At 64.8% G+C, this 12,116-nt stretch carries 9 protein-coding genes; 8 read left to right on the top strand and 1 reads right to left on the bottom strand.

Features of this window, described 5'->3' with window-relative positions; all coding sequences use genetic code 11:
• Position 1: 1 nt before the first annotated feature.
• The 7 genes from AERO9A_RS09705 (at position 2) to AERO9A_RS09675 (ending at position 10,153) form a co-directional block, all read left to right on the top strand.
• The gene (locus tag AERO9A_RS09705) at positions 2–1,630 is read left to right on the top strand and encodes an ABC transporter ATP-binding protein (protein WP_159971753.1); all 1,629 of its coding nucleotides are present in this window, start codon (positions 2–4) and stop codon (positions 1,628–1,630) included.
• A gap of 49 nt (positions 1,631–1,679) precedes the next feature.
• Positions 1,680–3,170, top strand: a complete 1,491-nt coding sequence (locus AERO9A_RS09700; protein ID WP_159971751.1) for an amidase — start codon at positions 1,680–1,682, stop codon at positions 3,168–3,170.
• Positions 3,171–3,194: 24 nt separating this feature from the next.
• On the top strand, positions 3,195–4,547 hold the full coding sequence (locus AERO9A_RS09695; RefSeq protein ID WP_159971749.1) for a D-serine ammonia-lyase: 1,353 nt from the start codon (positions 3,195–3,197) through the stop codon (positions 4,545–4,547).
• A 117-nt stretch (positions 4,548–4,664) separates the two neighbouring features.
• Positions 4,665–6,848 carry a DNA helicase II gene (gene uvrD / locus AERO9A_RS09690; RefSeq protein ID WP_159971748.1) on the top strand — a complete coding sequence of 728 codons (2,184 nt, stop codon included), beginning with the start codon at positions 4,665–4,667 and terminating at the stop codon, positions 6,846–6,848.
• Between the two features lie 75 nt (positions 6,849–6,923).
• A complete protein-coding gene (locus AERO9A_RS09685) occupies positions 6,924–8,018 on the top strand; it encodes a TRAP transporter substrate-binding protein (RefSeq protein WP_159971746.1) in 1,095 nt (364 codons plus the stop codon).
• Positions 8,019–8,070: 52 nt separating this feature from the next.
• Positions 8,071–9,153, top strand: coding sequence for a TRAP transporter substrate-binding protein (locus AERO9A_RS09680; RefSeq protein ID WP_159971745.1), 1,083 nt, complete (start codon positions 8,071–8,073; stop codon positions 9,151–9,153).
• A 145-nt stretch (positions 9,154–9,298) separates the two neighbouring features.
• A complete protein-coding gene (locus AERO9A_RS09675; protein WP_159971744.1) occupies positions 9,299–10,153 on the top strand; it encodes a Tim44 domain-containing protein in 855 nt (284 codons plus the stop codon).
• A 964-nt stretch (positions 10,154–11,117) separates the two neighbouring features.
• On the opposite strand, the gene AERO9A_RS09670 is transcribed toward AERO9A_RS09675, so the two are convergent.
• The gene (locus AERO9A_RS09670) at positions 11,118–11,576 is read right to left on the bottom strand and encodes a GNAT family N-acetyltransferase (RefSeq protein WP_159971743.1); all 459 of its coding nucleotides are present in this window, start codon (positions 11,574–11,576) and stop codon (positions 11,118–11,120) included.
• A gap of 107 nt (positions 11,577–11,683) precedes the next feature.
• On the opposite strand from AERO9A_RS09670, the gene AERO9A_RS09665 reads away from it, so the two are divergent.
• The gene (locus AERO9A_RS09665; RefSeq protein ID WP_159971742.1) at positions 11,684–12,091 is read left to right on the top strand and encodes an SMI1/KNR4 family protein; all 408 of its coding nucleotides are present in this window, start codon (positions 11,684–11,686) and stop codon (positions 12,089–12,091) included.
• The last annotated feature ends 25 nt before the right edge of the window (positions 12,092–12,116 follow it).

The raw sequence follows: 12,116 nt of genomic DNA, 5'->3' as shown, positions 1-12,116 counted from the left end.
CATGACCGCCGTACTGCAAGTGGAAAACCTTCAGGTCGAAACCACCGGCGCCGCACCGCGGCCCATCCTCAAGGGCATCAGCTTTGAAATTCATGCTGGCGAAACCCTGTGCCTGGTCGGCGAAAGCGGCTCGGGCAAGTCGGTGTCCTCGCTGACGGCCATGGGCCTGCTGCCACAAGGCGCCCTGCGCGCCAGCGGCGGACGCATCCTGCTCGACGGCGAAGACCTGCTGCAGGCCTCACCCGCGCGCCTGGCCGAGCTGCGCGGCAGCCGCATGGCGATGATCTTTCAGGAGCCGATGACCGCACTCAATCCGGTGCTCAGCGTTGGGCGGCAACTGGACGAAGTGCTCGCCCAGCATACCCGCGACAATGCCGCCACCCGCCGTGAACGCGTGCTGGCCGCGCTGGAGCAGGTGCACCTGCCGGATATCGAGCGCATCTACGCGAGTTATCCACACCAGCTCTCCGGCGGCCAGCGCCAGCGCATCATGATCGCCATGGCGCTGCTGCTGGAGCCGCGCCTGCTGATCGCCGACGAGCCGACCACCGCGCTGGACGTCACCACTCAGCACCAGATTCTCAAGCTGATTCGCGAGCTGCAGGAGAAACACGGCACGGCGGTGCTGTTCATCACCCACGACATGGGCGTGGTGGCGGATATCGCCGACCGCGTCTGCGTCATGCACCTCGGCACGCTCGTCGAGCAAGGCCCGCTGCGCCAGGTGCTGAGCACCCCACAGGAACGCTACACCCGCGACCTGCTGGCCGCCGTACCCAGCCTGACGCCGCGCGCACCACGCCCCGCCAGCGGGCCACGGGTGGTGCTGGATGTCGCCGAACTGCACAAGGTGTATGCCGGGCCACGGCGCCTGTGGTGGCGCCAGCGCACCGGCACCGCCGCCGTGCAGAACGTCAGTTTCCAGCTCTATGAAGGCCGCACCCTGGGCATCGTCGGCGAATCGGGCTCGGGCAAATCGACCGTGGCGCGCTGCGTCATGCGCCTGATCGATCCGACTTCCGGCGCCATCCGTGTCAGCGGCCAGGACATCTCCGACCTCAGCCCGGCGGCGCTTAAACCGCATCGCCAGCGCATCCAGATGATCTTTCAAGACCCCTACCGCTCGCTCAACCCACGCCGCAGCGTTGGCCAGAGTCTTATCGAGGGGCCGATGAACTACGGCGTACCACGCGAGCAGGCCCTGGCCCGCGCCGCCGAGCTGCTGAGCCTGGTCGGGCTGCCGGAAGATGCCCTGCAACGCTTCCCACACCAATTCTCCGGGGGTCAGCGCCAGCGCATCGCCATCGCCCGCGCCCTGGCCATGGAGCCTGCGGTGATCGTCGCCGACGAAGCTGTCTCGGCCCTCGACGTGTCGGTGCAGGCGCAGGTGCTGGCCCTGCTCGACGATATCCAGAAACGCCTGGGTATCGCCGTGCTGTTTATCACCCACGACCTGCGCGTGGCCGCGCAAATCTGCGACGACGTATTGGTGATGCAGCGCGGCCAGGTGGTCGAGTACGGCCCCGCCGAGCAGGTGCTAGGCGCGCCCAAGGCGGACTACACCCGCCAGTTGATCGAGGTTGCGCCCGGCCGCTCCTGGGATTTCGCCGCCTTCGCCCCCGCCCTGTGATGCCACGCTGCGCCGCACCTTTTTATTTCGTCTGAAGAGAGCCTCATCCATGCAACCCTGCGATCTAAGCGCCCAGCAAGCGCGCCGCCTGCTAACAACCAAGCGACTCTCCGCCGTAGAACTCGCCGAGAGCTGCATCGCCCGCGCCGAGGCGGTCAATCCGGCGGTCAACGCCCTGGTCGCCGATGACTACGCGAACATGCGCCAGGCCGCCATCACCGCGCAACGCGCCATCGACCGTGGCGAGCCACTTGGCGCCCTGCACGGCCTGCCGCTGTGCGTGAAGGACATGGTCGACGTGAGCGGCCTGCCGACCACCTTCGGCAGCACGATCTACGCCGACAACATCGCCCGTGGCGACGACCCCATGGTCGCCCAGCTTCGTGGTGCCGGCGCGCTGGTCATGGCCAAGGCCAACAACCCCGAGTGGAGCGCCGGCGGCAATACCCGCAACGCGGTCTACGGCGTGACCGCCAACCCCTTCGACCTGACCCGCTCGGCCGCCGGCTCCTCCGGTGGTTCGGCCGTGGCGCTGGCCTGCGGCATGGCGCCGTTGGCCACCGGCTCGGACACCGGCGGTAGCCTGCGCAGCCCGGCGGCCTTCAACGCCGTGGTGGGTTTTCGCGCCACGCCAGGCCTGGTACCGGGGCACAGCCGCCCGCTGGGCTTGCTGCCCATGTCGATCAACGGGCCAATGGCGCGCACCGTTGGCGATGTCGGCCTGATGCTGTCAGCGATGATTCGCGCCGACCGCCGCGACCCCTGGGTGCCGGTGATCGACAACGCCCTGGCCCACGACGCCGCTGCCTATCGCCAACTGCCGCCGATGGATCTGTGCAGCGCCAAGGTCGCGGTCACCAGTGACTTCGGCTTCACCCTTACCGAAGGTCTGATCGCCGACAGCCTCAGCGACAAACTGGCGCGCTTCGGCCATGTCTTCGCCCAATGCGAACGCACGCATCCCGACTGCAGCGATGCCGACGACACCTTCGCGGTGATTCGCGCGCTGGGTTTCTCCGGCCATCACCGCGACCTGCTCTACCGCCACCCGGAGCAGATGGGGCCGAACATCACCGACAACATCCGCGAAGGCGAAAGCTACTCGGCGCTCGACGTGGTGCGCGCCCTGACCAACCAGACCCAGCTTTATCGCCGCTGGCAGGCGTTCTTCGAGGAGCACGATTTCATTCTCGCCCCGACTACCACCATCAGCCCGCGCGACTGGCACGAGTTGTACCCCGAACAGATCGATGGCCGCCCGACGCAGAGCTATTACCACTGGCTGTCGCTGGCCTATGCATCTACCTTGGTCGGCCACCCGTCGGTAACCCTGCCCGCCGGGCGCGACCGCAACGGCATGCCATTCGGCCTGCAGATCATTGGCCGCCGTGGCAGCGACCTGCAGACCCTGGCGTTCGCCGCTGAACTGGAGGCATTGTTCGCCGCAGACGCCGAACTGCGCCGCCCGCAGGTAGACCTGGACTACCTCAGCCGCGCCACGCCGCTGCGTGAAGCCGAAGGTTTCCTGGGCTTCGCCTGAGTCAACTTATCCACAGGAGCGGACATGACCGATTCCCCCGAACAACGCTGGCTGGCCGATGCCAGCGCCCGCCACGATGTGCAACTCGAACGCCTGCGCGACGCGCGCGAAACGCTGTGGATCAACCCACTGCGCCAACCGTTCGAGGCGGTGCGCGATACGCTGCCACTGGGCCCGGCAGACATCGCCGACGCCGCCCAGCGCCTGCAGCGCTTCGCCGCCTACTTTCGCACGGTGTTCCCACAGACCGCCGCCAGCGACGGCATCATCGAATCGCCACTGCGCTGCATTGCACAGGCTGCGCAGACCCTGGCGCACTGGCTCGATGCACAAACGCCGCAGCATCTGTGGATAAAGTGCGACAGCGAGCTGCCGATCTCCGGCTCGATCAAGGCCCGTGGCGGCTTCTACGAAGTGCTGTTGCACGCCGAGCGCCTGGCTCAGGAACACGGCCTGCTGCATGAGGGCGACGACTACGCCTGCTTCGCCAGCGCGCCGTTTCGCGCCTTGTTCGCCGAGCACGCGATCATGGTCGGCTCCACCGGCAACCTCGGCCTGAGCATCGGCATTCTCAGCGCGCAACTGGGTTTTCGCGTCACCGTGCACATGTCCGCCGACGCCCGCGAATGGAAGAAGGCGCTGCTGCGCAGCAAGGGCGTGACAGTGATCGAATACGCCTCCGACTACAGCGTGGCGGTGACCCAAGGTCGCGCCGAGGCGGCCAACCTGCCGCGCTGCCACTTCGTCGACGATGAAGACTCCAGCGCGCTGTTTCTCGGCTATGCGGTCGCCGCGCAGCGTCTGCAGGGGCAACTTCAGGCCCAAAGCGTGGTTGTGGATAAGCAGCGCCCGCTGATCGTCTACCTGCCCTGCGGCGTCGGCGGTGGCCCCGGAGGCGTGGCGTTCGGCCTCAAGCAGGTGTTCGGCGATGCCGTGCACTGTTTCTTCGTCGAACCGACGCACTCACCGTGCATGCTGCTGGGCATGCACAGCGGCCTGCATAACGGCATCAGCGTGCAGGACATGGGCCTGGACAACCTCACCTGCGCCGACGGCCTGGCGGTTGGCCGTGCGTCGGCGTTCGTCGGGCGGCTGATGGAGCCGTTGCTCGATGGCATCTACACCGTGAGCGACGAGCATATGTTCGCCTGCCTGGCACTGCTGCGTGATAGCGAAAACCTGGCCCTGGAGCCTTCGGCAGTCGCGGGCGCCAGCGGCTTCGCCCGCCTGCTCGCGCAGCAGGCCGAACTGCCGCCAGAACTGGCCCAGATCGACCTGATGCGTGACGCCACCCACCTGATCTGGGCCACGGGCGGCAGCATGGTGCCCGAGGACGAGATGCAGGCTTACTACGCACAGGGCAAGGCACTGCTGTAAGAGCCTGTGCATGATCGGCTGCGCGTCGGCCCTACTGGGTTAAAAACAGGGGCACTGCCTTGCAGGCTGCGCCGCTCTTGGCTTGTGATGGCGCAAGTGCCCCCCTAGAATGCCGCGATGCAAAATGACCTCGACGACAAGCTCACCACCCTCAATCCAGCCCAACACCATGCGGTGACCACCCCGCCTGGGCATCAATTGGTGCTCGCCGGTGCCGGCTCGGGCAAGACCCGCGTGCTGGTGCACCGCATCGCCTTCCTGATCCAGCGCCTGGACGTCTCGCCGCACAGCATCCTGTCGGTGACCTTCACCAACAAGGCCGCTGCCGAAATGCGCCAGCGCATCGAGGACATGCTTGGGCACAACCCGGCCGGCATGTGGGTCGGCACCTTCCACGGCCTGGCCCATCGCCTGCTGCGCGCGCACTGGCAGGAAGCCGGGCTGGTGGAAAACTTCCAGATTCTCGACTCCGACGACCAGCAGCGCCTGATCAAGCGAGTGATCCGCGACCTCGGCCTGGACGAACAGCGCTGGCCAGCGAAGCAGGCGCAGTGGTTCATCAACGGGCAGAAGGACGAAGGCATTCGCGCACAAGGCATCCAGGCCAGCGGCGACCTGTTCCTGGCCACCATGCGCAGCATCTACGAGGCCTACGAAGCGGCCTGCGCGCGCACCGGGGTGATCGATTTCGCCGAGCTGCTGCTACGCGCCCTCGACCTGTGGCGCAACGATCCGGGGCTGCTGGCGCATTACCAGAAACGCTTCCGCCATGTGCTGGTCGACGAGTTCCAGGACACCAACGCCGTGCAGTACGCCTGGCTGCGCCTGCTCGCCCAGGGTGGCGAGAGCCTGATGGTGGTGGGCGACGACGACCAGTCGATCTACGGCTGGCGTGGCGCGCGCATCGAGAACATCCAGCAGTTCGACCAGGACTTCGCCGACGCGGAAATCATCCGCCTGGAGCAGAACTACCGCTCCACGGCCAATATCCTCAACGCCGCCAACGCGCTGATCGCCAACAACAGCGGGCGCCTCGGCAAGGAGCTGCGCACCGATGTCGGCGACGGCGAGCCGCTGAGCCTGTACGCCGCCTTCAACGAGCACGACGAAGCACGCTACGTGGTCGAGAGCATCGAGGACGCCCTGCGCAAGGACGGCCTCAAGCGCAGTGAAATCGCCATTCTCTACCGCTCCAACGCCCAGTCGCGGGTGCTCGAAGAGGCGCTGCTGCGCGAGAAGATTCCCTACCGCATCTACGGCGGTCAGCGCTTCTTCGAACGCGCCGAGATCAAGAACGCCATGGCCTACCTGCGCCTGCTCGACGGGCGCGGCAACGACGCGGCGCTGGAGCGCATCATCAACGTGCCGGCCCGTGGCATCGGCGAGAAGAGCATCGAGACCATCCGCGAATATGCCCGCGCGCATGACGTGCACATGTGGGAAGCGATTCGCCTGATGCTCGCTAACAAGGTGCTGCCTGGCCGCGCCTCGGGTGCACTGACAGGCTTTATCGAACTGATCGAAAACCTCGCGCAAAAGGTACTGGCTATGCCGCTGCACCAGATGACCCAGGTGGTCATCGAACAGAGCGGCCTGCTCGCCTACCACGAGGCGGAAAAGGGCGAAAAAGGCCAGGCACGGGTGGAAAACCTGGAGGAACTGGTCAGCGCCGCGCGCACCTTCGAGAACGACGAAGACGACGAGCTGACCCCGCTGCAGGCCTTCCTCACCCACGCCTCGCTGGAGGCCGGTGACACCCAGGCCGCCGAGAACGAAGACAGCATTCAACTGATGACCCTGCACAGCGCCAAGGGCCTGGAATTTCCGCTGGTGTTCCTGGTAGGCATGGAAGAGGGTCTGTTCCCGCACAAGATGAGCCTGGAAGAACCGGGCCGCCTGGAAGAAGAACGCCGCCTGGCTTATGTCGGCATTACCCGTGCCATGCAGAAGCTGGTGATCAGCTACGCCGAAACCCGACGTCTCTACGGTAGCGAGACCTACAACAAAGTCTCGCGCTTCGTCCGCGAAATACCCGCACCGCTGATTCAGGAAGTGCGCCTGTCCAACAGCGTCAGCCGCCCGGTGAGCACCACCAGCATGGGTGGCAGCAGCCTGTTCGCCGGCAGCGCCGTGCCGCAAACGCCCTTCAGCTTGGGCCAGCGCGTGCAGCACAGCCTGTTCGGTGAAGGCACCATCCTCAACTTCGAGGGGGCCGGCGCGCAGGCGCGGGTGCAGGTGAATTTTGAAAACGAAGGCAGCAAATGGCTGATGCTGGCGTACGCCAAGCTCGAAGCCCTGTAACGACCGGGCGTGCATGGGCCTTGGCGCGACTGGCGCCCCCCACACGCCACTGACCCCTACTCTGGAGACGACTCGATGAAACGCCGCAATCTGTTCGGCGCCGCCTTGACCCTGATGGCCGCCATCGGCCTGGTTGGCTGCAAGGATGACAAGGCCGGCAGCGAACAAGCCGCTGCCAAGCCGGCAGAAACCATCCACTGGAAAATGGTCACCTCCTGGCCGAAGAACTTCCCCGGCCTGGGCACCGCCGCCGAGCGCCTGGCCGAGCGTATTAACGCCATGAGCGCCGGGCGCCTGACCGTCAAGGTCTACGCCGCCGGTGAGCTGGTGCCGGCCCTAGAAGTGTTCGACGCCGTCTCGCGCGGCACCGCCGAAATGGGTCACGGCACCCCCTACTACTGGAAGGGCAAGGTGCCGGCTGCGCAGTTCTTCAGCAGCGTGCCGTTCGGCCTCTCCACCCTGGAAATGAACGCCTGGCTCAGCCACGGCGGCGGCCAGGCCCTGTGGGACGAAACCTACGCACCGTACGGCGTCAAACCGCTGTCGGCGGGCAACACCACCATGCAGATGGCCGGCTGGTTCAACAAGGAAATCAACAGCCTGGATGACATCAAGGGCCTGAAGATCCGCATGCCGGGCCTCGGCGGCGAAGTCTGGAGCAAGCTCGGCGCCATCACCGTCAACCTGCCTGGCGGCGAGATTTTCACCTCGCTGCAAACCGGCGCCATCGACGCCACCGACTGGGTCGGCCCGTACAACGACCTGGCCTTCGGTCTGCACAAGGCCGCCAAGTTCTACTACTACCCCGGCTGGCAAGAGCCGCAGGCGGTGGTCGAGTCGATGGTCAACCAGAAGGCCTTCGACGCCCTGCCGACCGACCTGCAGGCCATCGTCGTCGAAGCCGCACGTGCCGCCACCCTGGACATGATGGACGACTACGTGTTCAACAACGCCAAGGCGCTGGACAGCCTGAAGAAAGAGGGCGTGCAGCTCAAGCGCCTGCCGGATGACGTGCTGCAGGCCATGCGCAAGGAATCCGAGGTCGTGCTCAACAGCCTGGCCGCCGAGAACGACCTCAATGGCCGTATCTGGGCCTCGCAGAAAGCCTTCCTCGAACAAGCCAGCGCCATGCAATCGCTGACCGAGAAAGAGCTGTACAACTGGCGTTAAGCCAACCGAACGGGGCCGAAACAGGCCCCGTTTTTCTTAGGAATGACTGCCCATGCGCCTTCGCTCTCTGCTTCTCCTGCCCCTGCTCGCCCTCGGCCTGATCGGCTGCAAGGACGATTCCGCCCCTGCCAACCAGGCCGCCGCGCCCGCGCAGACCTTCCACTGGAAGATGGTCACCACCTGGCCGAAGAACGCTCCGGGCACCGGCACCGCTGCCGAGCGCCTGGCCGAGCGTATCAACGCCATGAGCGCCGGGCGCCTGACCGTCAAGGTCTACGCCGCGGGCGAATTGGTGCCCGCCCTGGAAGTGTTCGACGCCGTTTCGCGCGGCACCGCCGAACTCGGCCATGGCGCGCCGTATTACTGGAAGGGCAAGGTGCCGGCCGCACAGTTCTTCGGCGCCGTGCCCTTCGGCCTGTCCACCCTGGAGATGAACGCCTGGCTCAGCCACGGCGGCGGACAGGCGCTGTGGGACGAGGCCTACGCCCCCTTCGGCGTGAAACCTCTGACCGCCGGCAACAGCACCATGCAGATGGGCGGCTGGTTCAACAAAGAGATCAACAGCCTGGACGACATCAAAGGCCTGAAGATCCGCATACCCGGCCTGGGCAGCGAAGTCTGGAGCAAGCTCGGCGCCACCACCGTAGTCCTGCCGGGCGGGGAAATCTTCACCGCCCTGCAAACCGGCGCTATCGACGCCACTGACTGGGTCAGCCCGTACAACGACCTGGCCTTCGGCCTGCAAAAAGCCGCCAAGTATTACTACTACCCCGGCTGGCAGGAACCGCAGTCGGTGCTGGAACTGCTGATCAACCAGAAAGCCTACGACGCCCTGCCGGCCGACCTGCAAGCCATCGTCAGCGAAGCCGCGCGCGCCTCGACCCTGGATATGATGGACGACTACGTGTTCAACAACGCCAAGGCGCTGCAGGAGCTGAAAAAAGGCGGCACCCAGCTCAAACGCCTCCCCGACGACGTGCTGCACGCCATGCAGTACGAAACCGAAAACGTGCTCGGCGAACTGGCCGCCCAGAGCGACCTCAATGGCCGTATCTGGGCCTCGATGAAAGCCTTCCAAGCCCTGGCCACCCCCATGCAGGCGCTGACGGAAAAGGAACTGTACAACTGGCGCTGACACCTCCCAGGCCTGCCCAGCCGGCAGGCCACACACCACCGGCCAGCACACCCTGAGCAAAAGCCGGAAACATTCTGCGGCTGGTCAACCCGGAGCACGCCGGGCAAGATGCCGCGCAGCAATCCCTATCAGAGAGAAGACCCTGATGCAGCGTTTCCTCAGTATCGCCATGGTGCTTTGCCTGGCGTTGACCTTCAGCTTCGAAGCCCACGCCAAGCGCCTCGGCAGTGGTAAATCCTTCGGTTCCGCCCCGAGCCACCAAACCCGCCAGGCTGCAGCGCCTGCGCAACCGGCCGCAGCCGCACCGACCGCTGGCCGTCAACCTGCAGCCGCCGGTGGCGCTTCGCGCTGGCTCGGCCCGCTGGCTGGCCTGGCTGCTGGTGGCCTGCTGGCCTCGATGTTCATGGGTGAAGGCTTTGAAGGCCTGCAGATCATGGACATGTTGATCTTCGGCCTGATCGCCTTCCTGATCTTCCGCTTCCTGGCTGCCCGTCGCGCTCGCCAGCAGCCGCAGATGGCCGCTGCCGGTGCACCCTACCAGCGTGAAATGCCAAGCACCGACAACGCGCCAGCCGCAGGCAGCAACATCTTCGGCGCTCGCCTGGCCTCCGCCGCGCCGGTGATCAACGCCCCAGCCTGGTTCAACGAGCAGAGCTTCATCGCCGCTGGCCGTGAGCACTTCCTGAGCCTGCAGCAACACTGGGACGCGAACGAGATGGACAAGATCGCCGAGTTCGTCACCCCGCAGATGCTGGAATTCCTCAAGCGCGAGCGTGCTGATCTGGGTGATGGCTTCCAGTCCACCTACATCGACGACCTGCAGGTACAGCTCGATGGCGTCGACGACAACGCCGAGAAGACCATCGCCACCCTGACCTTCAGCGGCGTGTCGAAGACCTCGCGTTTCGACCAGGGCGAGCCGTTCAGCGAAAGCTGGCGCCTGGAGCGCGCCCAGGGTGAAAACCAGCCCTGGCTGGTGGCGGGCATCCGTCAGAACTGATCGCGTATCGTGTCATCCAGAACCCCGGGATTTCCCGGGGTTTTTTATGGTGTTGGCGATGTGATGCGAGGGTGGGTTTGATACCGGACTGGCAAGTTTGTGTGAGTGTGCTTTCGTTTTCGGTGTAAAGCTGTCTATCAGCGTTCTGCTGATGGCTCTCGTTTCGCCCTCCTGGGCGAGTCACTTTTGCAGGCAAAAGTAACCAAAACCTCCGCCCGTTCATCCGGCCCTGGCTGCGCCAGGGTTCGCTCACTCCATCGCCGCTCCAGAGGCCCGCCACGATGGGCCATCCATGGCCCGCCGTGGCTCTCGCGACATCCATGTCGCTCAACCTCTTCCACGACGATTCCGTTCACCCTCCTGGGCGGGCTCTGCACGCGCCTGAACCAGAGGTAACCCAGAATGGGCACAGAGTTCTTGAACATGGTCAGCCCTAGGGCTGACCGGGATGCCGGTTGAAAGCCGGCAAGCGATCCAAGCGCATGAAACTGCGCGAATGAAAGTTTTGGTTTAACTCGACGACCCAGCCGCGACTTCACAATAACTAGAGCACGCCGAGCAACCTATGGAATGCCCACTCGTTCAGGCGCGCAAGTGTCCCCTTCAGGAGGGTGAGCGGAATCGTTGCGTAGAGGGGCGAGCGGCATGGATGCCGCGAGAGGCGTAATGGGCCAGGGATGGCCCATGTACGCCGACCCTCGAAGCAGCGATGGAGCGAACGAACCCCGGCGCAGCCGGGGCCGGATGATGGGGTGCGCTTTCTTTTGCTTACTTTTCTTTGCGCATTTCAAAGAAAAGTGAGTCGCCCGAGGGGGCGAAACCCGGAATATCTGAAAACACCCAATGCGGCGTCCTGAACACCAAACCAAGACAACAAGATCACACACAAACTTGCCAGTCCGGCATCACCCCATCTGCAAAACGAAACACCATGCCCCATCGCGGATAAATCCGCTCCTACCGGCTACACCGCCCGGCGCATGCCGATATGCGCGATGTCATCCTCCAGATACACCTCGGTCACCGCCTGAAACCCATACCGCCCGTAATAGCCCTGCAGGTGCGCCTGCGCCGACAGATAAACCGGCACACCCGGCCAACGCTGTTGACACTCGACCAGCGCCCGCTCCATCAGCCGATGGCCCAGGCCTGAGCCCCGTGCAGCCTCGGTAATTACCACGCGGCCGATCACCGCCTCACCACCCATGCGCTGCGGATCGAGCAGGCGCAGATAGCCAACCAGCACGTCGTCCTGACGTACCAGCAGGTGGCAGGTATCGCCGAGCAGATCCTGGCCATCGGTTTCCAGATAAGGGCAGCGCTGCTCGACCACGAACACCTGAGTGCGCAGCGCCAGCAGCTCATAGAGCGTGGCCGTATCGAGTTCGCGGTGGTGCAGACAGTGCCAGGCAAAAGATGACATGCAGAGGCTCCATGAAAAACGCCAGTATGCAATGACGGCAGCATGTTTTCATTGCAGCCACCGGCTACTGTATAAAGCCGACCCCCACCTGAAGAGGAGCCGAAGCTGTGGAAGAAGTCATCGAACAACTGCGCGAACTCAACGAGCCAGTACCGGTGCCGCTGGAGCTGCCGGATGAAGAGACGCTGGTGGAGATTCAGGAGCAAATCCTTATCCACCTGCCTTTCGAGCTACGCGAGTTCCTGCTCAAGGTCAGCGATGTGGTCTACGGTCGCTTGGAGCCAGTCACTGCCAGTGACCCGCAGTCACACACCTACCTGCCGGAAGTCACCTCGGTGGCCTGGGATCTCGGCCTGCCGCGCGATCTGGTGCCGCTGTGCCAGGATGGCCGCGATTATTACGCGGTGGACGTGGAAGGCCAGGTCTGGCTATGGGATGGCGACGAAGGCGAGCTGACCGATGAGAGCTGGGATTCGGTCTGGCACTGGTGCCGTGACGTCTGGCTGGAAAGCTGAACAAAGACCTGCCCCCCCTCGCGGC

It is taken from the genome of Pseudomonas sp. 8Z, assembly GCF_902506535.1.
Taxonomy (GTDB): Bacteria; Pseudomonadota; Gammaproteobacteria; order Pseudomonadales; family Pseudomonadaceae; genus Aquipseudomonas.
The sequence above is the reverse complement of the archived record's forward strand: the minus strand, read 5'-3'. Positions and strand labels throughout refer to the sequence as shown.

What these genes read in the sequence shown, in the direction of transcription:
- AERO9A_RS09700 (WP_159971751.1), top strand. Translation starts at nt 1,680, where the DNA reads ATGCAACCCTGCGATCTAAGCGCCCAGCAAGCGCGCCGCCTGCTAACA.
- AERO9A_RS09675 (WP_159971744.1), top strand. Translation starts at nt 9,299, where the DNA reads ATGCAGCGTTTCCTCAGTATCGCCATGGTGCTTTGCCTGGCGTTGACC.
- AERO9A_RS09680 (WP_159971745.1), top strand. Translation starts at nt 8,071, where the DNA reads ATGCGCCTTCGCTCTCTGCTTCTCCTGCCCCTGCTCGCCCTCGGCCTG.
- AERO9A_RS09685 (WP_159971746.1), top strand. Translation starts at nt 6,924, where the DNA reads ATGAAACGCCGCAATCTGTTCGGCGCCGCCTTGACCCTGATGGCCGCC.
- uvrD (WP_159971748.1), top strand. Translation starts at nt 4,665, where the DNA reads ATGCAAAATGACCTCGACGACAAGCTCACCACCCTCAATCCAGCCCAA.
- AERO9A_RS09670 (WP_159971743.1), bottom strand. Translation starts at nt 11,576, where the DNA reads ATGTCATCTTTTGCCTGGCACTGTCTGCACCACCGCGAACTCGATACG.
- AERO9A_RS09695 (WP_159971749.1), top strand. Translation starts at nt 3,195, where the DNA reads ATGACCGATTCCCCCGAACAACGCTGGCTGGCCGATGCCAGCGCCCGC.
- AERO9A_RS09705 (WP_159971753.1), top strand. Translation starts at nt 2, where the DNA reads ATGACCGCCGTACTGCAAGTGGAAAACCTTCAGGTCGAAACCACCGGC.